The sequence below is a fragment of the Kribbella sp. NPDC058245 genome, assembly GCF_042882005.1.
Lineage (GTDB): Bacteria > Actinomycetota > Actinomycetes > Propionibacteriales > Kribbellaceae > Kribbella.
The window spans coordinates 677,522-699,171 of record NZ_JBHVWY010000001.1; the positions used below are offsets into that span (position 1 = coordinate 677,522).

Consider the following 21,650-nt stretch of genomic DNA (forward strand, 5'->3'; position numbering starts at 1 on the left):
CATGCTGCTCGCCTTCGACACCTCAAGCGCCGCCGTCACCGTAGCCCTCGCCGACCCGGTCAGCGGCGCCATCGCCGCCTCCTCAACCACGGTCGATGCACTTCGCCATGGCGAACTGCTTGCTCCCGCCATCGCCGCCGCTCTGGCCGAGGCCGGCTGCACGGCGCGCGACCTGACCCGCATCGCCGTCGGCGTCGGTCCTGGCCCCTTCACCGGACTGCGCGTCGGCTTGGTCACCGCGCGCACGATGGCCGACGTACTGGGCATTGAGGTCGCTGGAGTCTGCAGTCTCGACATCCTGGCCCGCCAGTCCTCGCTGTCGTTGCCGGTCGCCGTAGCCACGGACGCCCGCCGCAAAGAGATCTACTGGGCCCTGTACGACGGTCCCGCTGCCGACGGCAGTCGCCGACGCCTCGAGGGTCCCGCCGTCGACAAGCCGGCCGACGTAGCCCACGTCCTGTCCGGCCTCCCCATCATCGGCCGAGGCGCAGTCCTGTACGCCGAAGCGTTGGGCGTTGCTGTTGATGAAGTAGTGGAGTATCCGTCCGCGGAAGTGCTTGCCTACGGGGTTGCCACGGGGACGTTGGAGATCGTTGCTCCGGACCCGCTTTATCTGCGGCGACCGGACGTCACCATGTCGGGTGGGCCCAAGAGCGTGTTGACCAAGTGAGACCAGGTATTCGGCCGGCCGTAGTCGACGACCTGCAGGCGATCGCTGCGCTCGACGAGGCGTGCTTCGGGCAGGAGGCCTGGAGCGCGTCCGGTTGGCAGGGCGAATTCGATCGGTCGACCGAGGATCGGGTGATTCTCGTGGCCGACGAAGGAGCGGTCGTCGGGTATGCGGTTCTGCTGGTGCCGCCGATGACGGCGGACGTGGTGGAGTTGTTGCGGATCGCGGTGGCGCCGGATGAGCGCCGTACCGGGATCGGTAGGCAGTTGATGACGGCCGCGCTCGCGCGGTGCGCCGGGCGGACGGTTCTGCTGGAGGTTGCTGCGGGCAACGAGTCGGCGATCGGCCTGTACGGCGGGTTCGGGTTCGAAGAGATCAGCCGGCGGCGCGGGTACTACGCCGGTGGCGAGGATGCGGTGATCATGCGGTGGCGGGAGACGTTATGAGCAAGACAGTGTTGGCTGAGACTGGACCTCTGATCCTCGGGATCGAGACCTCGTGTGACGAGACCGGCGTGGGGATCGTGCGTGGGCAGACGCTGCTCGCCGACGCGATCGCGTCCAGTGTCGAGGAGCATGCACGGTTCGGCGGCGTCGTACCGGAGGTGGCCAGTCGGGCGCACCTCGAAGCGATGGTGCCGACGATCCGGCGCGCCTGCGAGACCGCCGGCATCAAGCCGACCGATGTCGATGCCATCGCCGTCACGAGCGGACCTGGCCTGGCCGGCGCACTGCTCGTCGGCGTCGCGGCCGCGAAGGGCCTGGCGCTATCGCTCGACAAACCCTTGTACGGCGTCAATCACCTCGCGGCTCACGTTGCCGTCGACACGCTCGAGCACGGGGACCTCCCGAAGGGCGCGATCGCGATGCTGGTGTCCGGTGGGCACTCATCGCTGCTCGCGGTCGAGGACATCACCGAGGGCGTCGTACCGATGGGAAGCACCATCGACGACGCTGCGGGTGAGGCGTTCGACAAGGTGGCGCGCGTGCTCGGGCTGCCGTTCCCCGGTGGACCGTATGTCGACAAAGCGGCGCGGGATGGTGGCGACCGGCTCTACGTGAAGTTCCCGCGCGGGCTGACCTCGCAGCGTGATCTCGAGCGCCACCGGTTCGACTTCTCCTTCTCCGGTTTGAAGACCGCGGTCGCGCGCTGGGTCGAGGCGAAGCGCCGCGACGGCGAGGACCTTCCGATCAACCACGTCGCGGCGGCCTTCCAGGAGGCGGTCTGTGATGTGCTGACCCGCAAGGCGATCGACGCCTGCAAGGACCGCGGTTACGAGCACCTGTTGATCGGTGGTGGCGTCGCAGCCAACTCCCGACTCCGCCAGATGGCCGAGGAACGGTGCACCGCCGCAGGAATCGCCGTACGGGTGCCGCGTCCGGGCCTGTGTACCGACAACGGTGCGATGGTCGCGGCCCTCGGATCCGAGCTGGTGCGCGCGGGCAAGACGCCGTCGCCGCTGGGCCTGCCGGCTGATTCGTCGATGCCGATCACGGAGGTGCTGAACAAATGAGGTGGTCCCACCCGGACGGGTTCGAGGCCGACGACGATCCGGCGCGCATCGATGTCGACGTGGTGCACGGCTTCCTCAGTACGGCGTACTGGTCGCCCGGCGTACCGCGTGAGGTGGTGGCGCGGTCGATCTCGGGGTCGCTGAACGTCGCGGTGTATGCGCCGGCCGGTGAGTTGGTTGCCTTTGCGCGGGCGGTGACGGATCGGGCCACGTTCGCGTGGATCGCGGATGTGTTCGTGCTGCCGGATTATCGCGGGCACGGGCTCGGGAAGTTCGTGGTGACGTGCCTGGTCGACCATCCCGAACTGAAGGGGCTGCGGCGGATGATGCTCGCGACGAAGGACGCGCATGAGCTCTACCGCCAGTACGGCTTCAACGAACTGCCCGACTTGACCACGATGATGGTCATCCGCCGGGACCCTACTGAGCTCTACTCCGGCCAGTGATGCAGCCCGGGGTCGACCTGGTGTGGAATCCACCAGGGGCAACGGACTTGGTGTTGTTGGCACACGGTGGTTACGAGCACTCGCACAAGAACCCGGGCCTGTGGCGCGGTCCCATCCTCCGCATGTGGCCGTTCGCTGAAGCTGCTCGTACGGCGGTCCCGTCGGCCGCCGTAGGTCTCGTTCGCTACCGCTATCGCGGCTGGAACGATGTCGGCGACCCGGCTCTTGACCTCCGCGCCGTACTTGACGAGTTGCCGCCTTTGATCGAGCGGGTCGTCCTGATCGGGCACTCCATGGGTGGTCGCTCAGTCGTCGCGGCCGGCGATCACCCGCGCGTGGCCGGCGTACTGGGTCTCGCGCCCTGGCTCCCTTCGGACGAGCCACTCATCGCGCTGCGACCGCCGGTGATGTTTGCCCACGGCAACAATGACACCGTCACGTCGCCGCAAGAGACGTGCAGCTACGCCAACCGCCTCCGCGCCGCCGGTACGCCGGTCAGTCTGGTCTTCCTCGCCGGTGAAACCCACCCCATGCTGCACCGCCCCGCCGACTGGAACACCCTCGTCACCACCTTCACCCAGCAAGCATTGGGAGAAGGCGGCAACGCGGACGGCGATCGCGAGTGGCCCCAAAGTGGCGCGGGCGGTTCGATGATCGGTGCGGTGCTTCGGCTGGCGCTCACCCGCTTCCGCATGCCCGTCCGCGAGCGATTCCGCATCGGCCAACCCTCCCTGAAGCCACACCGCTCCCAACCTTGAGCACGGTCCAGTCATCCGCGGGCCCGATCCGTGGTTGATCGGTGCTCAAAGTGGTGACGACGACCTTGGGCACGGTTCAGTCATGCATGCGGCCGGTTCGTGGTTGAGCGGTGCTCAAGGTGGATTGCGCGTGCTGGCGACTCGAGGTGGGTGGCAGCGGAGGCTGAGGTGCGCGCTGGCGGGGGTGTGAACAGGAAGCGGTGGCCGTGGACAGGTTATGACCTGTTCAAGGCCCCGACGGGGTGTCCCCAGTCCCGCCGGTACGACGGTCTGCGGGCGGAACCGGCGTTGGGCGGGACGGGGGGTGTGGCTGAGCCCACCGCGTCGGCGATGTCACGACGTGCGAGGGCATGCCGGTCGCGCCCTCGGACGGTGAGGGCGGGGCTGCAGTGCGGGGGAGGGCACGGCAGGGGGCGGGTAAAAACCTGGGGCGGAGTTGCCGCTTGAGCCCCAGGTAAACGGTCAGCGGCCGACCGGTTCTCATCACAGCTTGCCGAACGCAGATGAACACGCTGCTGCGCCCGTGTGACGTCTTAGTGGCGGGCCCCCGGGGAGTGCATCAACTGGACGCAGCACCTCGTCCGCCGGCTAATCACCCGGAGGCCCGCTCGGGTTTCGATCATATGTTCGAATACGGTTCGAGCGCAAGTCCGCTCTCAGGGGCGGCGGCAGGAGTAGGCGACGGCGTCGCGGCCGATGCGGGTGATGATGAGGGTGGCGGAGGCTGAGCCCTTGGGGGACAGCTTCTTGCGGAGCACGGCGGGGTCGAGGTCGATGCCGCGCTTCTTGATCTCGAGCGTGCCGATGTCGGCGCTGCGCACCCAGGAGCGGAGCGCCTTCTCCTTGTAGGGCAGCTCTTCGATCACCTCGTACGCCGATGCGAGGGGAGTCTCCACGAGCTTGTCCGCAGTCACGTAGGCGATCCGCGGGTCCAGCAGCCATCCGTCGACCGCAGCGGCGACAGCAGTGACCAGACCGGCCCGTACGACGGCTCCATCCGGCTCGTAGATGTACTGGCCGACAGGACCGCTGTCAGCTGATGGTGCGTCGGTCACAGTCGCACCGCCTGGCAACAGCGTCGCTCGTCGCGCAGTGCCGGAGTACAGGGCACCTGACCACAGGGCCGCCTCTTTCACCTCACCGGCGTCGCTGATCCACTCGGCCTCGACACCTTCCGGTACGGCGTCGTGTGGGATCCCGGGTGCGACCTTCACACACGCGGTGCGCTCCAGCAGTCCGGTGACGAAGCTCCAGGGTGGTGAGTAGGCGTTGTGGTCGAACACGCGCCGCCCGTCTGCCCGTCGGGCCGGGTCGGCGAAGACGACGTCGTACGGCGTGAGGTCGGTTGACTCGGCGTCGCCGACCAGCACGTCACCCGGCAGGCCGAGTGCAGCCAGGTTGGCTCGTGCAGCAGTCGCGGTGTCGGGGTCTCGTTCGACGCCGGTGACTCGTAGGCCGGCGCGGGCGGCGCTAATGAGGTCACCGCCGATTCCGCAGCCCAGGTCGACCACACTGCTGCCCGGCAAGGCCGCAGCGATCCGGGCAGCGCGGTGCGTGCCTACAACGGTGCGAGTGGCCTGCTCATAGCCGTCCGGGGTGAAGAACATCAGTTCGGCATCAGCACCGAACTTCGCGACCGCTCGGTGGCGCAGTGCGGCTTGTGTGACCGCGGCGCTGACCAGAGCACCGTCGTACCGGCGTCGGAGCTTCTCGACTAGCTGGAGTTCACTGCCCGGCTGGTACTCCTTGCAGGCAGCCTCCAGGACTTCGGGCTGGTGCAGTAGGGCGGTGAGCGTCACCTGCTCACTTTAGAGCGGGCTCGAGCAGGTCTTGCTCCAGGTGCGGGTGCTGGCGGCGTAGAGGCGCCAGTTCATGGCGGAGCGGGTCTTGGGGCCGTAGATGCCGTCCGCGATGATCTGGTGCTTGCGCTGGACCATGGTGACGACGGCGCGGGTGTTCTTGCCGTAGATGCCGTCGACGGTGAGCTTGGTGCCGTAGCAGGAGTTCAGGTTGCGCTGCAGGACCTGGATGGAGGTCTCGGGATCACCTGTCCGGTCGGAGCCGCGGTGCGGGTTGTCGCCGTACTTGAGGTTGCAGTTGGTGCTGGAACTGCCGTTGACCGACGGCATCGGGATACCCCAGGTCTTGTTCACCGGGATGAGCCGCGCGGAGCGGCACTGGCTCAGTTTGGCCTCCGCCACGGCCGCCGCCTCCAGAGAGGTCTGGTCACTGGCCTTGCTGGCAGTGAGCGGTGCGGCCTGGTCGCTCGCGGGCTTCGGGGCCGCCGCCTGCTGGTGTTTGGAGGCATTCGCCGCGACCGCACCGACCGCCAACGCACCTACGGCGGCGAGCACCACAAGGGTGCGGCCGGAGAGTTTCGGCAGCTTGGGGAGCGTGAAAGCCATGGGAAGACGGTCCCACGCCGGCCTGCGTTAGGCCAGCGTGTGACCACGATCTGCGCACGGCCGCGTGCTCAGAGCTTGTCGTAGCAGGACCACTCGCTCGGGACGAAGACGGTCCAGCCGCTCCCGACCTTCTTGAACATCGCGGCGTCACACTGGCTGAGTGGTGCGGCGGAGGCAGGTGCTGCCGCGGCGACCAGCGGGGTGGCGGCGAGTGCGGTCACGGCGATCGCGGACTTCAGCAGACGAATGGACATGGTGACCCCTCTCCAAGGTCCGGGACCCGTCCGATCGGGTTCCTGTCCGGGACTCCGGTGCGTGGCCGAGAGTTGCCCGGAGTGACGACTCCTGGATGTCTCGTATCGAGACAGACTTGGCACTCGAGTTGACCGAGTGCTAATCGCGGCCTAGATTCGGTGTTGGCACTCTCCTAGGGAGTGTGCCAGTGGTCCGGCCTCCTGAGCCCCGCGACGGCAGGGGAGCGCGACCACCGCAGCACCACAGACAAAATGCGAATCGACCGTGGAGGTCAGCAAGTGTCGGTCACGATCAAGCCGCTCGAGGACCGCGTCCTCGTCGCGCCGCTCGAAGCCGAGCAGACCACGAAGTCCGGCCTGGTGATCCCGGACACCGCCAAGGAGAAGCCCCAGGAGGGCGAGATCCTCGCCGTCGGTCCGGGCCGGATCGACGACAACGGCAACCGCGTCCCGCTGGACGTCTCCGTTGGCGACAAGGTCATCTACTCCAAGTACGGCGGCACCGAGGTCAAGTACGACGGCCAGGACTACCTGATCCTGGGCGCCCGCGACATCCTCGCAGTCGTCAGCAAGTGACGACCGCCCACTGTTCCTGACTGACACCGCCCCGGTTACCTCTGGTACCGGGGCGGAGTGGGTCAGGGCAGTGGGATTTTGGTTCGAAGCCTGCTACGCGAGACATTCAGAAAAGGACTGGTTTTCTTCATGCCGAAGATCCTCGAGTTCGACGAGAACGCTCGGCGCGCGCTGGAGCGTGGCGTCGACAAGCTCGCGAACACGGTGAAGGTGACGCTGGGCCCGAAGGGCCGCTACGTCGTCCTGGACAAGAAGTGGGGCGCCCCGACCATCACCAACGACGGTGTGACCGTCGCCCGTGAGGTCGAGCTGGACGACCCGTTCGAGAACCTTGGTGCGCAGCTGGCCAAGGAGGTCGCCACCAAGACCAACGATGTCGCCGGTGACGGCACCACCACCGCGACGGTGCTGGCGCAGGCGCTGGTGCACGAGGGCCTGCGGGCCGTCGCCGCCGGGGTCAACCCGATGGGCCTCAAGCGCGGGATCGAGGCGGCTGTCGAGGCCGTCTCCGCGCGGCTCGTCGAGACCGCCCGGCCGGTGGACGACAAGGGCGACATGGCCCACGTCGCCACCATCTCCGCCCGGGACGCCGAGATCGGCACCCTGATCGCGGACGCGTTCGACAAGGTCGGCAAGGACGGTGTGATCACCGTCGAGGAGTCGAACACCTTCGGGACCGAGCTCGAGTTCACCGAGGGCATGCAGTTCGACAAGGGCTACATCTCGCCGTACTTCATCACCGACGCCGAGGCCGGCGAAGCGGTGCTGGAGGACCCGTACATCCTGATCCACCAGGGCAAGATCTCCGCGATCGCGGACCTGCTGCCGCTGCTGGAGAAGGTCGTGCAGTCCGGCAAGACGCTGCTGATCATCGCCGAGGACGTCGAGGCCGAGGCCCTGTCCACCCTCGTGGTGAACAAGATCCGCGGCAACTTCACCTCCGTCGCCGTCAAGGCGCCGGGCTTCGGTGACCGCCGCAAGGCGATGCTCGAGGACCTCGCTGCCCTCACCGGCGCCCAGGTCATCGCGCCGGAGGTCGGGCTGAAGCTCGACCAGGTCGGCCTCGAGGTGCTCGGTACGTCGCGGCGCATCGTCGTCACCAAGGACAACACCACTGTTGTCGAGGGTGCCGGCAAGGCCGACGACATCGAGGGCCGGGTCAACCAGATCAAGGCCGAGATCGAGCGGACCGACTCCGACTGGGACCGCGAGAAGCTGCAGGAGCGGCTGGCGAAGCTCGCCGGCGGCGTCTGCGTGATCAAGGTCGGCGCGGCCACCGAGGTCGAGCTCAAGGAGAAGAAGCACCGGATCGAGGACGCCGTCTCCGCGACGCGCGCCGCGATCGAAGAGGGCATCGTCGCCGGTGGCGGCTCTGCTCTGGTGCACGCCGCCACGGTGCTGGACGACGGCCTGGGCCTCGAGGGCGACGAGCTCGCGGGTGTCCGGATCGTTCGCAAGTCGGTCGTCGAGCCGCTGCGCTGGATCGCCGAGAACGGTGGCTACGAGGGTTACGTCGTGACCGCGAAGGTTGCGGAGCTCGAGATCGGTAGCGGCTTCAACGCCGCCACCGGCGAGTACGGCGACCTCCTCGCCCAGGGTGTCCTGGACCCGGTCAAGGTGACGCGTTCCGCGCTCGCCAACGCCGGCTCCATCGCCGCCCTGCTGCTGACGACCGAGACCCTGGTCGTCGACAAGCCCGAGGAAGAAGAGCCTGCCGCAGCCGGTCACGGCCACGGCCACGGTCACTGACCTCAGGCAGTAGTACCCCGCACCGCCCGCCGGTCCTCACGGATCCGGCGGGCGGTGCGCTTTCTGTGGTTGCTCGACCTGGGTGGGACAAGAAACGGGGACCGTGAACACCTGATGACGTGTTCACGGTCCCCACTACCTGTGCACGGCCGCCGCGGAGATCGGGTTAGGGCCGTTCGTACGGGCCGGTAGTGACAGATCGTGATGAAGTGGCCGGTACTGACCACGAATTGCCACTAGGCAAGGAATAGGTGAGAGCCGTACCATCTTTCACGCTGACCGGTCCGACACGAGGGGGCGAGGGGTGACTGAGGTCCGAGTACCGCACACCCACGACCGGGTCGAGCTCAGGGATCTAGCCGCGCTTGCCGCCAACGGGGACCATGCAGCTCTCAACGACCTGCTCACACGGGTGCGCGCCGTAGCGCACCGCTACGTCCGGTCCCGGTTGTGGACCTATCCCGGCGGCGCCGACATGGTCGACGACGTCTCTCAAGAGGTCTGTGTCGCGGTCTTCGGCGCGTTGAGCCGGTACCGTGACGAGGGAAGGCCCTTCGAGGCCTTCGTCTACGGCATCGCGGCCCGCAAGGTCGCCGATGCCCAGCGTGCGTTCGCGGTTGCCGACGTCACCACGCCGGACCTGCCGGACGGCGCGGACGAGTCGCCGACGCCTGAGGAGCACGCGGTCCGGCACTCGGAGGTCCAGCACATCATGGACCTGCTGGAAAAGCTGCCGGAGAAGCTGCGGGAGATCCTGCGGCTCCGGGTGGTGGCGGGGATGTCAGCCGAGGAGACCGGCCGGGCACTGGGGATGACACCGGGGGCGGTGAGGGTCGCACAGCATCGGGCGTTGAACACGCTCAGGGGGTATGTGGGGCATGAGGGACGAGGAGCAGGGGAGGGGCATCATGGCTGACCGATTCGACCTGGACGCGATCGACGCTGATGACGCACTGCTCGACCTGCTGGCCGCTGGAGGGGAGTCCGCACGGTTCGCGGGCGCGAATGACCCGGCCGTAGCGTTGCTGGCCGAGCTGCGTCTGGCGGTGGAGGTCGAGGACGAGCTCCCCGTGGAGACCATTGACGATCCGGAGAGCTTCCTGGCGCGCTGCGCGGCGCTGAACCCGGTGACGGACCCGTTCGCCCGCAAGATGGCGGCGCGTGGTCTGGCGCTCGGTGTCGCCGCGGTGGCCGCGCTGTCGGTCTCCGGTGTGGCCGCGGCAGTCAACGGCAACCCGCTGTCGCCGTACGAGAAGGTGATCGAGAAGATCACCGAGGCCGTCACGCCGTCCACCGACTTCCCGAAGGAACAGCTCGGCGGGCTGCCGGTCGTCGACAAGGCCAAGATCGTCAAGGTCTCGAAGGACTTCCAGAAGAAGCAGGAACTGAAGGCCGCCGAGGCGAAGACGCAGCAGGACCAGACGCTGGCCAACGGCGAGATGCCGGCGGCGCACGTCGACCCGACCCCGCCGCTGGCGCGGGTCAACCTGCCGACCAAGCCGACCGTGATCGAGCAGCCGCTGCCGACCACGCCGACGGAACCGACCACGCCGACCGGGCCGACGGACCCGGAGCCGGGCGACCCGACGACCAAGCCGTCGGACCCGCCGCCGACCGACCCGCCGCCGACGACCGAGCCGACCACGCCGACGGAGACGCCGCCGCCGTCGACCACGCCGACCGATCCGCCGTCCACGCAACCGTCGGATCCGCCCTCGAGCCCGCCGACCAACAACGGCGAGACCGGGACGGGCAGCAACCCGAACCCGGGCAGCAGCGACCCGACGACGGTGCCGAGTGGCAACCCGGTTGAGAACCCGGGCAGCGACAACACCGGTGAGACCGGTGACGGCAAGCCGACCGGCGAGGTCAAGCCCAGCACGCCGCCGCTGGGCGACCAGCAGCCGGGTGCCGCCGAGCAGACCGGTGACACCAAGCCGGTCGACGAGGGCGCCCAGCTGGTCGAGGCGATCGTCACGCCGGTGCTGCCGACGCCGACCGGTTCGCCGGCCGACGTACCGAGTGCGGTGCAGTTCTTCGGCCAGGGCCTGGAGCTGAACGGCAAGCACTCCAACGGCAAGGTGACGACCGGTTCGGTCCGCGCCACCTACACCAAGGGCAAGCACTCGACCGGGGCGTACCCGGAGGGTAAGCACGCGGCGATCGAGCGTACCCACGGCTCGCTCGACGACGAGACCGTGCTGCGCATCCTCGGCGTACTGAACAAGCGCACCAGCTGACACTGAACACCGATTCAGGGCCCGGGCGATCGCCCGGGCCCTGCTCATGTCCGGAGACCGATTCTGACTCCTCGTAATGGCGGCATACGATGGTGGTCCGTTCTCGCCGGACAAAGGTGCTCGTTTTTCCCATGGACATCACACCCGCTGGAGTTCCCGACAAGTTCGCCGCTCTCGGCCTGACCTTCGACGACGTTCTGCTGCAGCCGAACGAGTCCGACGTCATCCCGTCGGAGGCCAGCACCCGGTCCCGGGTGAGCCGCAACATCGAGGTCAACATCCCGCTGCTGTCCAGCGCGATGGACACCGTCACCGAGGCCCGGATGGCGATCGCCATGGCCCGCCAGGGCGGTCTGGGCGTGCTGCACCGCAACCTGTCGATCGAGGACCAGGCCCAGCAGGTCGACCTGGTCAAGCGGTCCGAGTCCGGCATGATCGCGCAGCCGATCACCATCGGCCCGGACGCCTCCATCGGCGAGGCCGACGCGCTCTGCGCGCAGTACCGGATCTCCGGCGTCCCGGTGGTCGACAACGCCGGCGTCCTGGTCGGCATCGTGACGAACCGCGACATGCGCTTCGAGAGCGACATGGAGCGGCCGGTCCGCGAGGTGATGACCAAGCAGCCGCTGATCACCGGCAAGCAGGGCATCTCCGCCGACGACGCGATGGCGCTGCTCAGCAGGCACAAGGTCGAGAAGCTGCCGCTGGTCGACGACGCCGGCAAGCTGACCGGCCTGATCACGCTGAAGGACTTCGTCAAGCGCGACAAGTTCCCGCTCTCCACCAAGGACGCGACCGGCCGGCTGATGGTCGGTGCGGCGATCGGCTTCTACGGCGAGTCGTACAAGCGGGCGATGGCGCTGGTCGAGGCCGGCGTCGACCTGCTGGTCGTCGACACCGCGCACGGTCACTCGCAGGCCCAGCTGGAGATCATCCGCAAGCTCAAGGCCGACCCGGCCACCCGCGGCGTCGACGTCGTCGGCGGCAACGTCGGCACGCGCGAAGGCGCCCAGGCGCTGGTCGACGCCGGGGCGGACGGCGTCAAGGTCGGCGTCGGACCGGGCTCGATCTGTACGACGCGAGTCGTGTCCGGCGTCGGTGTCCCGCAGGTCACGGCGATCTACGAGGCCTCGCTGGCCTGCAAGCCGGCCGGCGTCCCGGTCATCGGTGACGGCGGCCTGCAGTACTCGGGCGACATCGCGAAGGCGCTCGTCGCCGGCGCGGACACGGTGATGCTCGGCTCCCTGCTCGCCGGTTGCGAGGAGTCGCCCGGTGACCTGGTCTTCATCAACGGCAAGCAGTTCAAGGCCTACCGCGGCATGGGCTCGCTCGGCGCGATGTCCTCGGCCGGCGGGCTGCGCAAGTCGTACTCCAAGGACCGCTACTTCCAGAGCGACGTCGGCAGCGACGAGAAGCTGATCGCCGAGGGCATCGAAGGCCAGGTTCCGTACCGGGGTCCGCTGTCCGCGGTGGCGCACCAGCTGATCGGCGGCCTGCGCCAGTCGATGTTCTACTGCGGCTCGCGCACCGTGACCGAACTGCAGGACAAGGGCCGTTTCGTCCGGATCACCTCGGCAGGCCTGCAAGAATCGCACCCGCACGACATCCAGATGACGGTCGAAGCGCCGAACTACTCCGGCCGCTGAACCGGAGGAAAGAGCCCCCATCCACGCCGGCGTATGACAAGGTGTTGCTACCACTTGTTGCAACAAGTGGTAGCAACGAGTGGTGGAGGTTCGGGTGACCGTCGAAGTGCCGCTGCGGCGGATCGAGGTGAGTGGTCTCACCTCGCTGCGGCATGCTGTGCTGGATCTTTCGAGCCCGGTGACCTTGCTGGTCGGGCCCAACGGCGCAGGCAAGAGCAACGTCGTCGACGCCTTCGAGATGCTCGGCAGGATCATCGATCAGCAACTGAACGACACCTTGGTCCGTTCGGGCGGTTTCGCCGCGCGGCTCCATCGAACGTCCGATCCGGCGCTCGCTCCCGAAGCGATCGAGATCGAGGTGTGGGGCGCATGGCAGCGCGAGACCTCCAACGGCTACCAGGTCATGGTCGAGGCGGGGCCTGACGACACCGCCATCGTGCGCGAGACCACACTGTTCCACGACCGGTCGAGATTCGAGAGTCCGCACACGACGTCCCTGCGGCCAGGCCGGGAGAGCCGACTGCGGGTCGAGGCCGAGACGGCCCCCAAAGCGTCCTACGTGCTCGACGTCGTGTCCGGCTGCCGGGTCTTCCATTTCGACGACACGAGCGCGGACGCGCCGGTAAAGCGCCGGGTCGACCCGGCCGACAACATCACGTTGGCGCCTGACGCGCGCAATCTTGCCGCCGTGCTGCTACGCCTACGGGACGAAGATTCCTCTCGGTACCGCCGGGTGGTCCGGACGGTCCGCACTGTCGCACCATATTTCGACGACTTCGTGCTGGAGCCGGAAGGCGGAGCGATCCGGCTCAGGTGGCGAGAGCGCGGTCTAGACTCGGTGTTCTCGGCCGACAACCTGAGCGACGGGACGCTCAGGTTCGTCTGTCTGGCAGTCCTGCTGCTCCAGGACAACAAGCCGGGCACGATTGTTCTCGACGAGCCCGAGCTCGGCCTGCATCCGTTCGCGATCCATCAACTGGCTGCCCTGCTGCGGCGCGCAGCTGAGGATCGGCGAGTGGTGGCCGCTACACAGTCCGTCACTTTGCTGGAGCAGTTCAGCGTCGACGAGGTAGCGATCGTCGAGCGGACAACGGAAGGAACGCAACTCCAGCGGCCGGATCGGCGGGTACTCGAGCAATGGCTCGGGGACTACTCGCTCGGCGAGCTGTGGGAGAAGAATCTGCTCGGTGGACGTCCCCGGCCGGATGGTTCACCCCGTGTGGTGAGTGGATGACCACGTTCCGCCAGATCGCGATGGTGGTGGAGGGTCAGACCGAGTCGGCGTTCGTCAGCGAGATCCTGGCGCCTTACATGCAGCCGATGGGCGTCTACGTCACGCCGGTGATCGTGACGACCTCGCGGCTGGCTGACGGGACCACTTTCAAGGGCGGCGGGGCAGTGTGGAGGCACTACGAGAACGACATCCGGCGACTGCTGGGAGCGTCTCATTTCCACTGCGTCTCGATCCTCGTGGACTTCTACGCCTACCCGCGGAACGCGCCCGGTTCGGACTGTTGCGGTCGACCGCACGAGCCACGGCAGTGTGTCGAACGACGGATCGCCGCGATGGGGGCGGCGATCGACGACCGTCGCTTCCTGCCGAACGTCGTACTGCACGAATTCGAGACTTGGGTGATTGCTGCCTCGATGGACACCCATCACGTGTTGGGGGACGAAAGTGTTGCCAAGCGCTTGCAGGCAGAGGCGAGTTCAGTGGACGGCGATGTCGAACTGCTGAACGACTCGGCGGCAACCGCGCCATCGAAACGTGTTCAGAAGTGCTGGCCGGACTACGACAAAGTGACTGACGGCATAGAAGTTATCCGCGAGGCGGGCCTGACGTCGGTGCTCGAGCATTGCCCGGGCCTCCGGAGCTGGGTCGGGCGACTTCTGGCCCACTGAGGCTCGGGGATCGTCCGCCTCGGTAGGCTGAGCGCATGAGCGAGATCGAGATCGGCCGGGCCAAGCGCGGGCGGCAGGCGTACGCCTTCGACGACATTGCGATCGTGCCGTCGCGCCGGACCCGGGATCCCGAAGAGGTGTCGGTCGCCTGGCAGATCGACGCGTACCGGTTCGAGCTGCCGATCCTGGCCGCGCCGATGGACTCGGTGATGTCACCGGCCACGGCGATCGCGATCGGGAAGGCGGGCGGCCTCGGGGTGCTGAACCTCGAGGGCCTCTGGACGCGGTACGAGCATCCGGAGAAGCTCCTCGAGGAGATCACCTCGCTCGATCGTGAGCAGGCGACGCACCGGCTGCAGGAGATCTACTCGGCGCCGATCAAGCCCGAGCTGATCTCGCAGCGCGTGCAGGAGATCCGGGCCTCTGGCGTCACGGTGGCCGGCGCGCTGTCGCCGCAGCGGACCAAGCAGTTCGCGAAGCACGTGGTCGACGCAGGCGTGGACCTGTTCGTGATTCGCGGTACGACGGTCTCAGCGGAGCATGTGTCCGGCCAGGCCGAGCCGCTGAACCTCAAGCAGTTCATCTACGACCTCGACGTACCGGTGATCGTCGGTGGGTGTGCAACGCACCAGGCCGCGCTCCACCTGATGCGGACGGGAGCGGCCGGCGTACTGGTCGGCTTTGGCGGTGGTGCTGCGCACACGACTCGCAAGGTGCTTGGCGTCGCCGTACCGATGGCTTCTGCGGTGGCTGACGTTGCTGCGGCGCGGCGTGACTACATGGACGAGTCCGGTGGTCGCTACGTGCACGTGATCGCGGATGGTTCGGTCGGCCGGTCCGGTGACGTGGCGAAGGCGATTGCCTGTGGTGCGGATGCCGTGATGGTGGGCTCGCCGCTGGCGCGGGCCAGCGATGCGCCGGGCGGTGGGTACCACTGGGGTGCCGAGGCCTGGCACGCGGACCTGCCGCGCGGTGAGCGCGTCGAGGTCGGCGTCACCGGGACGATGGAGCAGATCCTGTTCGGTCCGTCGTGGGTGCCGGACGGCACGATGAACCTGGTCGGCGCGCTCAAGCGGGCGATGGCGACGACCGGGTACACCGAGCTGAAGGAGTTCCAGCGGGTCGAGGTCGTCGTCGGTTGAGTACCGGCGTCCTGCTTCTGCACGGCTCCAGCGGTGTGCCGGACCTGGATCGGGCCCGGCTTCTCGAGACCGAGGGGTACGACGTACTGGCGCCGGCCTGGCCTGTTCGGGCCGAGCTGGCGCTGGAGGCGTTCCCGCTGGACGACCTCGAGGACCGCAACGACCGGATCGTGGTGATGGGCAGCTCGTGGGGTGCCGAGGCCGCGTTGCTGCTCGGCGCGCTGGACGAGCGAGTGGCCGCCGTGGTCGCCTTCGCGCCGAGTGCCTTTGTCTGGGGACGCGTCGGCGAGGACGGCACGCAGCGGTCGGCGTGGACGTGGCAAGGCGTGCCGTTGCCGTTCGTCCGGTACGACGCGGAGTGGCAGCCGGATGAGGACCCGCCGAGCTACACCCCGATGTACCGGCAGAGTCTGCTGACGGCGCCGGATGTCGACGCCGCGCGGATCCCGGCCGAGCAGATCAAGGACGTGCTGCTGATCGCCGGTGGTGACGACAAGGTCTGGCCCGCCGTCGACTTCGCGGAGGAGATCGTCCGGCGGCGCGGTGCGTTGCCGACGCGGTTGGTGGTCGGGCCGGACGCTGGACACCGCGTGGTGCTGCCCGGTGAGACCCCGAAGACTGCGGGGCAGCAGATGGCGCGCGGTGGTACCGAGGCCGCCGATCGCGAGCTCGGTGAGCGAGCGTGGCAAGAGATCTTGAAGGTCCTGCCGGGCTGAGCGACGTGCGGGAGCACGCCTGACTTGGTGAACTCTGGAAGGATTACCGCATGGGATTGTTCAGCCGCAGCAAGCGCGATCAGGACGCCGACAACGCCGCCCTCTCGGCGGCGCGTGCGCAGCTGACCGCGGAAGACGTGGACCAGGTGCGGTTCCTGATCACGTCGAGGTTGATGGTGCACGCCACCAAGGTGGTGCGGGACCGGACCGACCTGGACCTCAAGAAGTCCCGGCAGATCGTCGAGGAGATCCGGTACGGGACCTACGTGCCGCCGATCAAGAAGACACCGCTGATGCGGACGCCGGGGACGAACCTGGCCGAGCGCACCCGTGCGTTGAAGGCGGCCGGTGAGCTGCATCAGGCGACCGCCCTCGTCGTCTCCGAGACCGGGATGACCGAGGTCGAGGCCGGTCTGTTCGTCGGTGCCCTCAAGCCCCAGCAGGACTTCTAGACTCAGCCGCCGATGCGGCGTTCCGGCCCGGTGAGGAGTTGCTGGGCCGCCTCGTGGGCGTGTTGAGAGGCAGTGAGGTCGCCGGTGGCGGCCAGCAGGTCACCGTGGTGGCGATAGCAGTCGGCGGCCAGGTCCTTCATCTCGGGCTGTTCGTCGGCGAAGGGGATCAGGGCGGTCGCCACCTCGGCACACCAGCCAGCGAGGTCGAGGGCTAGCTCGAGCCGTCCGGACTGGTAGTACGCGTCGGAGATATCGCGGAGCAGCTTGGCCCAGATCGGTGCGTAGGTGCCCGTCTCGTAGCGCATCCGCTGGGAGTCACGCTCTGACGAGATGGCGAACAGGTAGTGCGCCTCCACGCCCAGTGTCAGTGCGGTGTCCACGTCCTTCACGAGTAGCTGTGGGACGAGCTCAGCCAACTCGGTTGCGCGGACGGCGGCCGACTCGGGGTCGGTGCGGCCGGAGACGGTAGCCAGTGTCATGCCTGGTGCTGGCTCGGCCAGAGCGAGTAGCCGGAAGTACTGCTCGTACGGGCCGAGCTTGATCTCCGCGTTCTCCAGTGCGGTGACCAGGGTGAGCGGCAGACCGCGCTCGAGCTCCTCAGTCACCCGGTGAGCTGTCTCAGCGTCGGTGTCGAAAGCGGTGCGAAGGCAGGTCTCGCCCTCCATGATCCGTCCGACGATTCCGAGGTGCTTGCCCTTGCGGGTGAGTGCTGCGACCAGAGTGCGCATGTCGGTCGCGGAATCCGAGTCGGCGAGGGTGTCTGCCGTGGTGAGGCCGATCTCGTCCGCCTCCAGCGCCAGGTCCAGTCGGCCTTCCGCCGCATGGACATCCGCCGACACGGCTGTCGCCGTACAGAGGTAGCGGGCGTAGGAGAGGGACTGTGGGCTCTCGTTGATCTGGTCGGCGAGCTGCAGGAAGAGCTGGGTGGCTGCGTCGGCTGAGGCGACGGCCAGCGCCGGGTCGCCGTACCGGCGCAGGATGAGCGCGTTCATTGCGAGCACGCGGGCGAAGTCCGGCTGGTGCCGCAGGCCGTCCTCACCACTCACCAGCTGGCCGTACGAGATCACTGCGCCGTCCATCTCCAGTACGGCGGTAGCGCCGCGACCGCGGTGCGCCTGCGTCATCGCCCGTCGCGCCCGAACGTCAGCCAGGACCGATGTGGCGTCGAGCACACCGGCGTCGCTCAGCTCGGTGTAACCCAGCTGAGCCTCGTGCAGCGCGGCCAGCGCCTCCTCGTGCCGTCCTGACGCGTTCAGCGAGCCGGCCAGCTCGTACTGCGTCGCGGCCATCAGATGCTTGGCCTCGTAATGGTTCGGGCTCTCTTCGGCCCGCACCCTGGCCAGCTCGATCACGCGCTGCTGATAGGGCCCGGCCTCGTCGGCCCGGCCTTCCTCGATCAGTACCTGGGCTGTCTGCAGCGCCTCACCGAGCTCGTCCTCAGGAGGCGTCCAGAGCCCCCCGCTGTCCACCATCTCGCAGTTCCACCCCTTCGCAGCTTCAGCCGTCCAGCCTAGGGCAATGCATCTGCACGTGCAGTGGGACACGAAGGCAACTTCACCTACTGACATCCTCTATTACCGGCAGGTAGCCTGAGTGAATGAGTGACCAGACGTCGATTCCCGCCGACCCGGAGCTGGACCCGACCGCGTCGTACGCGACTGATCAGTCGGTCATCCGGCGGCTGTCGGGGCTGCTGCGCGCGACGGCGGGCACCCGGACGACGTACGCGCCCGCGACTGGGCAGCCGATCGCGGACCTGCCGCTGTCGAGTCCGGACGACGTGCTCACCGCGGTGCGGACGGCGCGGAAGACGCAAGCGAGCTGGAAGCGCGTGCCGCTGGACGAGCGGGCTGCGATCCTCCTGCGCTACCACGACCTGGTGCTGGACCACCGGCACGAGCTGGTCGACCTGGTGATCCGGGAGTCCGGCAAGGCGCGCAAGCAGGCCTTTGAAGAGGTGGCGCACGTCGCGCTCACCGCTCGGTACTACGGCCGCAAGGCGCACGAACTGCTCGACCCGCAGCGCAAGCTCGGCATGTTCCCGGTGCTGACCCGTGCGGAGCAGCGCTTCGTCCCCAAGGGTGTCGTCGGCATCATCTCGCCGTGGAACTACCCGCTCAGCATGGCGATGGCCGACGGCCTGCCCGCCGTACTGGCCGGCAACACCGTCGTGCACAAGCCGGACAGTCAGACCCCGCTAACCGCACTGCGCGCCATCGAGCTCCTGTACGACGCCGGTCTGCCGCGTGAGGCGTGGATCCCGGTCAACGGGGAGGGCGCGACCGTTGGTGGCGCGATCATCCAGAACACCGACTACATCTGCTTCACCGGCTCCACGAAGACCGGTCGGCTGGTCGCACAGCAGGCCGCCGAGCGACTGATCGGTTTCAGCCTGGAGCTGGGCGGCAAGAACCCGATGCTGGTGCTCCGCGACGCAGATGTGCAGCGCGCGGCCGAGGGCGCCGTACGGGCTTGTTTTGCGAGTGCTGGTCAGCTCTGCGTCTCTATGGAGCGCCTGTACGTCGCAGACCAGGTGTACGACGCATTCGTCACCGCGTTCGTCGCTCGGGTGAACAAGCTCAAGCTGTCGGCCGGGACCGGCTGGGACGTCGACATGGGCTCGCTGATCTCGAAGGCGCAGCTGGAGACGGTCACCCGGCACGTCGAGGACGCCAAGGCCAAGGGCGCCGTCGTACTGGCTGGTGGGAAGGCGCGGCCGGAGATCGGCCCGCTGTTCTACGAGCCGACTGTGCTGTCTGGTGTGACGCCCGCGATGGAGTGCTTCGACCACGAGACCTTCGGGCCGGTGGTGTCGATCTACCGGTTCTCTGACGAGTCCGAGGCGATCCAGCGCGCCAACGAGGGTGAGTACGGGCTGAATGCCAGTGTGTACACGCGGGACACCCGTCGCGGCCGTGCGGTCGCCGCACAGCTGGTGGCCGGCACCGTGAACGTGAACGAGGGCTATGCGGCGACGTTCGGCTCGATCGACACCCCGATGGGTGGCATGCGGTCCTCCGGGGTCGGCCGCCGCCAGGGCGTCGAAGGACTCCGCCGGTACGTCGATCCGCAGGCGATCGCCACCCAGCGGTTGATCCCGATCGCGGCGTCGCACGGCCTGTCCGACCAGACCTACGCCGAAGTGATGACCGGCGCCCTCCGCGTCCTGAAGAAGCTCGGTCGCGCGTGAACTTCTAGCTTGGAGTGCCACATGTCGTTCGACTATGACGTGCTCATCATCGGGTCCGGGTTCGGCGGATCCGTCAGTGCGCTGCGGCTGACGGAGAAGGGCTACAAGGTCGCGGTCCTCGAGGCCGGTGCGCGGTTTGAGGACTCCGGGTTCGCGAAGAACTCGTGGGACACCAAGCGGTTTCTCTTCGCTCCCAAGCTCGGGCGGTACGGCATCCAGCGGATCACCGCGCTGAAGGACGTGATCATCCTGTCCGGCGCCGGGGTCGGTGGCGGCAGCCTCGTCTACGCGAACACGCTCTACGAGCCGCTGGACGCCTTCTACAAGGACCGCCAGTGGGCGCACATCACCGACTGGAAGGCCGAGCTCGCGCCGTACTACGACCAGGCGAAGCGGATGCTCGGCGTCGCCACCTATCCCGGGTTCACCCCGGCCGACGAGGTGATGAAGCAGGTCGCCGACGAGATGGGCGTGGGGGAGACCTTCCACCCGACCCCGGTCGGTGTCTTCTTCGGCTCGCCCGGCGTCGAGGTCGACGACCCGTACTTCGGCGGCGCCGGCCCCCGTCGTACCGGCTGTATCGACTGCGGCGAGTGCATGACGGGCTGCCGGCACAACGCGAAGAACACGCTGACCAAGAACTACCTCTACCTGGCCGAGAAGGCCGGCGCACAGGTCTATCCGCTGACCACCGTCACGTCGGTCGAACCGCTGACAGACGGCGGGTACGCCGTGGACACCCGCGGGACCGCGGACCGGAAGAGCACCCGGCGGTTCACCGCGCAGCAGGTCGTCTTCGCGGCGTCAGCCATCGGTACGGCGAAGCTCCTGCACCGGCTGCGGGACGAGAACAAGCTGCCCCGGCTGTCGACGCGACTCGGCGTGCTGACCCGGACGAACTCTGAGTCCCTGCTCGGCGCGATGGCGATCAGCCGCGACATCGACTACACCCGCGGGGTCGCGATCACCTCGTCGTTCCACCCGGACGAGATCACCCACATCGAACCGGTCCGGTACGGCCGCGGCAGCAACGCGATGTCGCTGCTGCAGACCGTCCTCACCGACGGGGACGGCGACCGGCCGCGCTGGCGGACCTGGCTGCACGAGCTGCGGGTGCAGTGGCGGAACCTCCGCCGGCTCTACGACCTGAAGCACTGGTCCGAGCGGACCGTGATCGCGCTCGTCATGCAGACCGCGGACAACTCGATCACCACCTTCGGCAAGCGGGACAAGCTCGGCCGCTGGCGCCTGTCGTCGGAGCAGGGCCACGGCGCGCCGAACCCGTCCTGGATCCCGGTCGCCAACGACGTGGTCCGCCGGATGGCGCGCGTGATGAAGGGCACACCGGGCGGAACCATCGGCGAGCCGTTCAACGTGCCGATGACCGCGCACTTCATCGGCGGCTGCGCGATCGGCGACTCCCCGGCCACCGGCGTGGTCGATCCCTACCACCGCGTCTACGGGTACGACGGTCTGCACATCATGGACGGATCGGCGATCTCGGCCAATCTCGGCGTGAACCCGTCGCTGACGATCACGGCGCAGGCCGAGCGGGCGCTGTCGTTCTGGCCCAACAAGGGCACGGACGACGCGCGGCCGGCCGTCGGAACGCCGTACCAGCGGTTGCAGCCGGTGCTGCCGACGGCTCCGGTGGTGCCCGCGGATGCGCCCGGTGCGCTGCGGCTACCGATTGTGCAGATCACGACAAAGCAGCCTGTGACGAATCCGTAACGCATTCCTGATATTGCAACCGGGTAATTCCCGGAACCCCGACTAAATGAAAGAACCTCAACCCTTCGAGAGGGTTGAGGCCGGGTGGTAAAAGTGCCGTAAAAGGGAGCGAGCCCCTCGGGAACGTTTCCGCCCAAATCGTTTCCCGAGGGGCTCACTCAAGCCGGGGTGAGGCGCCCGGCGCTTTGGGATCGGGTCACCAACCATGGCTGGCGACCCGAGCTCTTGGTCACTACCTTACATCCGATTTCTGGAGTTTC

At 67.8% G+C, this 21,650-nt stretch carries 21 protein-coding genes; 17 read left to right on the forward strand and 4 right to left on the reverse strand.

The window, feature by feature from the left end; translation table 11 throughout:
* Position 1: 1 nt before the first annotated feature.
* From tsaB to ACFVWG_RS03385, 5 genes are read left to right on the forward strand one after another with little or no spacing between them, the layout of a single operon-like run.
* On the forward strand, positions 2-670 hold the full coding sequence (tsaB, locus tag ACFVWG_RS03365; RefSeq protein ID WP_391541494.1) for a tRNA (adenosine(37)-N6)-threonylcarbamoyltransferase complex dimerization subunit type 1 TsaB: 669 nt from the start codon (positions 2-4) through the stop codon (positions 668-670).
* Complete coding sequence (locus tag ACFVWG_RS03370) at positions 667-1,116, forward strand: GNAT family N-acetyltransferase (protein WP_391541495.1); 450 nt, start codon at positions 667-669, stop codon at positions 1,114-1,116. Before tsaB ends, ACFVWG_RS03370 begins: the two co-directional genes overlap by 4 nt.
* Complete coding sequence (gene tsaD, locus ACFVWG_RS03375; protein WP_391541496.1) at positions 1,113-2,183, forward strand: tRNA (adenosine(37)-N6)-threonylcarbamoyltransferase complex transferase subunit TsaD; 1,071 nt, start codon at positions 1,113-1,115, stop codon at positions 2,181-2,183. Before ACFVWG_RS03370 ends, tsaD begins: the two co-directional genes overlap by 4 nt.
* Entirely contained in the window at positions 2,180-2,629 is a 450-nt protein-coding gene (locus ACFVWG_RS03380; protein ID WP_391541497.1) for a GNAT family N-acetyltransferase, read from the forward strand. Before tsaD ends, ACFVWG_RS03380 begins: the two co-directional genes overlap by 4 nt.
* Positions 2,629-3,387 carry a dienelactone hydrolase family protein gene (locus ACFVWG_RS03385; protein ID WP_391541540.1) on the forward strand — a complete coding sequence of 253 codons (759 nt, stop codon included), beginning with the start codon at positions 2,629-2,631 and terminating at the stop codon, positions 3,385-3,387. Before ACFVWG_RS03380 ends, ACFVWG_RS03385 begins: the two co-directional genes overlap by 1 nt.
* Before the next feature lie 656 nt (positions 3,388-4,043).
* On the opposite strand, the gene ACFVWG_RS03390 is transcribed toward ACFVWG_RS03385, so the two are convergent.
* The 3 genes from ACFVWG_RS03390 to ACFVWG_RS03400 all read right to left on the reverse strand — a co-directional run bounded on the left by ACFVWG_RS03390 (position 4,044) and on the right by ACFVWG_RS03400 (position 6,046).
* Positions 4,044-5,186, reverse strand: coding sequence for a methyltransferase domain-containing protein (locus ACFVWG_RS03390; protein WP_391541498.1), 1,143 nt, complete (start codon positions 5,184-5,186; stop codon positions 4,044-4,046).
* A gap of 9 nt (positions 5,187-5,195) precedes the next feature.
* Positions 5,196-5,792 (reverse strand): peptidoglycan-binding protein, encoded by a 597-nt coding sequence (locus ACFVWG_RS03395; protein WP_391541499.1) that lies wholly within the window; start codon positions 5,790-5,792, stop codon positions 5,196-5,198.
* Between the two features lie 68 nt (positions 5,793-5,860).
* Positions 5,861-6,046 (reverse strand): hypothetical protein, encoded by a 186-nt coding sequence (locus ACFVWG_RS03400; protein ID WP_391541500.1) that lies wholly within the window; start codon positions 6,044-6,046, stop codon positions 5,861-5,863.
* 279 nt (positions 6,047-6,325) lie between these two features.
* Between ACFVWG_RS03400 and groES the strand changes: the two genes are divergently transcribed.
* The 10 genes from groES to ACFVWG_RS03450 all read left to right on the forward strand — a co-directional run bounded on the left by groES (position 6,326) and on the right by ACFVWG_RS03450 (position 16,469).
* Positions 6,326-6,622 carry a co-chaperone GroES gene (gene groES, locus ACFVWG_RS03405; protein ID WP_133782216.1) on the forward strand — a complete coding sequence of 99 codons (297 nt, stop codon included), beginning with the start codon at positions 6,326-6,328 and terminating at the stop codon, positions 6,620-6,622.
* Between the two features lie 129 nt (positions 6,623-6,751).
* Positions 6,752-8,371 (forward strand): chaperonin GroEL, encoded by a 1,620-nt coding sequence (gene groL / locus ACFVWG_RS03410; RefSeq protein WP_391541501.1) that lies wholly within the window; start codon positions 6,752-6,754, stop codon positions 8,369-8,371.
* 304 nt (positions 8,372-8,675) lie between these two features.
* Entirely contained in the window at positions 8,676-9,287 is a 612-nt protein-coding gene (gene shbA, locus ACFVWG_RS03415) for an RNA polymerase sigma factor ShbA (protein ID WP_391541502.1), read from the forward strand.
* Entirely contained in the window at positions 9,280-10,611 is a 1,332-nt protein-coding gene (locus ACFVWG_RS03420) for a hypothetical protein (RefSeq protein WP_391541503.1), read from the forward strand. Before shbA ends, ACFVWG_RS03420 begins: the two co-directional genes overlap by 8 nt.
* 131 nt (positions 10,612-10,742) lie before the next feature.
* A complete protein-coding gene (gene guaB / locus ACFVWG_RS03425; RefSeq protein ID WP_391541504.1) occupies positions 10,743-12,257 on the forward strand; it encodes an IMP dehydrogenase in 1,515 nt (504 codons plus the stop codon).
* Between the two features lie 94 nt (positions 12,258-12,351).
* Complete coding sequence (locus tag ACFVWG_RS03430; RefSeq protein WP_391541505.1) at positions 12,352-13,491, forward strand: AAA family ATPase; 1,140 nt, start codon at positions 12,352-12,354, stop codon at positions 13,489-13,491.
* A complete protein-coding gene (locus tag ACFVWG_RS03435) occupies positions 13,488-14,159 on the forward strand; it encodes a DUF4276 family protein (RefSeq protein ID WP_391541506.1) in 672 nt (223 codons plus the stop codon). The genes ACFVWG_RS03430 and ACFVWG_RS03435 overlap by 4 nt, the downstream gene beginning before the upstream one ends.
* A gap of 35 nt (positions 14,160-14,194) precedes the next feature.
* Complete coding sequence (locus ACFVWG_RS03440; protein ID WP_391541507.1) at positions 14,195-15,301, forward strand: GuaB3 family IMP dehydrogenase-related protein; 1,107 nt, start codon at positions 14,195-14,197, stop codon at positions 15,299-15,301.
* Positions 15,298-16,017, forward strand: a complete 720-nt coding sequence (locus tag ACFVWG_RS03445) for an alpha/beta fold hydrolase (protein ID WP_391541508.1) — start codon at positions 15,298-15,300, stop codon at positions 16,015-16,017. The genes ACFVWG_RS03440 and ACFVWG_RS03445 overlap by 4 nt, the downstream gene beginning before the upstream one ends.
* Positions 16,018-16,067: 50 nt before the next feature.
* Positions 16,068-16,469, forward strand: a complete 402-nt coding sequence (locus ACFVWG_RS03450) for a hypothetical protein (protein ID WP_391541509.1) — start codon at positions 16,068-16,070, stop codon at positions 16,467-16,469.
* Positions 16,470-16,471: 2 nt separating this feature from the next.
* On the opposite strand, the gene ACFVWG_RS03455 is transcribed toward ACFVWG_RS03450, so the two are convergent.
* Complete coding sequence (locus ACFVWG_RS03455; RefSeq protein ID WP_391541510.1) at positions 16,472-17,941, reverse strand: hypothetical protein; 1,470 nt, start codon at positions 17,939-17,941, stop codon at positions 16,472-16,474.
* Positions 17,942-18,066: 125 nt separating this feature from the next.
* Here ACFVWG_RS03455 and ACFVWG_RS03460 point away from each other — a divergent pair, with 125 nt between their 5' ends.
* Together ACFVWG_RS03460 and ACFVWG_RS03465 are read left to right on the forward strand one after the other, a co-directional pair.
* A complete protein-coding gene (locus ACFVWG_RS03460; RefSeq protein WP_391541511.1) occupies positions 18,067-19,659 on the forward strand; it encodes a succinic semialdehyde dehydrogenase in 1,593 nt (530 codons plus the stop codon).
* 21 nt (positions 19,660-19,680) lie between these two features.
* A complete protein-coding gene (locus ACFVWG_RS03465) occupies positions 19,681-21,390 on the forward strand; it encodes a GMC oxidoreductase (RefSeq protein ID WP_391541512.1) in 1,710 nt (569 codons plus the stop codon).
* The last annotated feature ends 260 nt before the right edge of the window (positions 21,391-21,650 follow it).

Excerpts from the sequence above, each read along its gene's own strand:
- groL (WP_391541501.1), top strand. The coding sequence starts at position 6,752 with ATGCCGAAGATCCTCGAGTTCGACGAGAACGCTCGGCGCGCGCTGGAG.
- ACFVWG_RS03450 (WP_391541509.1), top strand. The coding sequence starts at position 16,068 with ATGGGATTGTTCAGCCGCAGCAAGCGCGATCAGGACGCCGACAACGCC.
- ACFVWG_RS03435 (WP_391541506.1), top strand. The coding sequence starts at position 13,488 with ATGACCACGTTCCGCCAGATCGCGATGGTGGTGGAGGGTCAGACCGAG.
- ACFVWG_RS03400 (WP_391541500.1), bottom strand. The coding sequence starts at position 6,046 with ATGTCCATTCGTCTGCTGAAGTCCGCGATCGCCGTGACCGCACTCGCC.
- ACFVWG_RS03395 (WP_391541499.1), bottom strand. The coding sequence starts at position 5,792 with ATGGCTTTCACGCTCCCCAAGCTGCCGAAACTCTCCGGCCGCACCCTT.
- ACFVWG_RS03455 (WP_391541510.1), bottom strand. The coding sequence starts at position 17,941 with ATGGTGGACAGCGGGGGGCTCTGGACGCCTCCTGAGGACGAGCTCGGT.
- ACFVWG_RS03465 (WP_391541512.1), top strand. The coding sequence starts at position 19,681 with ATGTCGTTCGACTATGACGTGCTCATCATCGGGTCCGGGTTCGGCGGA.
- tsaB (WP_391541494.1), top strand. The coding sequence starts at position 2 with ATGCTGCTCGCCTTCGACACCTCAAGCGCCGCCGTCACCGTAGCCCTC.
- tsaD (WP_391541496.1), top strand. The coding sequence starts at position 1,113 with ATGAGCAAGACAGTGTTGGCTGAGACTGGACCTCTGATCCTCGGGATC.
- ACFVWG_RS03385 (WP_391541540.1), top strand. The coding sequence starts at position 2,629 with ATGCAGCCCGGGGTCGACCTGGTGTGGAATCCACCAGGGGCAACGGAC.
- guaB (WP_391541504.1), top strand. The coding sequence starts at position 10,743 with ATGGACATCACACCCGCTGGAGTTCCCGACAAGTTCGCCGCTCTCGGC.
- ACFVWG_RS03440 (WP_391541507.1), top strand. The coding sequence starts at position 14,195 with ATGAGCGAGATCGAGATCGGCCGGGCCAAGCGCGGGCGGCAGGCGTAC.
- ACFVWG_RS03420 (WP_391541503.1), top strand. The coding sequence starts at position 9,280 with ATGGCTGACCGATTCGACCTGGACGCGATCGACGCTGATGACGCACTG.
- ACFVWG_RS03380 (WP_391541497.1), top strand. The coding sequence starts at position 2,180 with ATGAGGTGGTCCCACCCGGACGGGTTCGAGGCCGACGACGATCCGGCG.
- ACFVWG_RS03460 (WP_391541511.1), top strand. The coding sequence starts at position 18,067 with ATGAGTGACCAGACGTCGATTCCCGCCGACCCGGAGCTGGACCCGACC.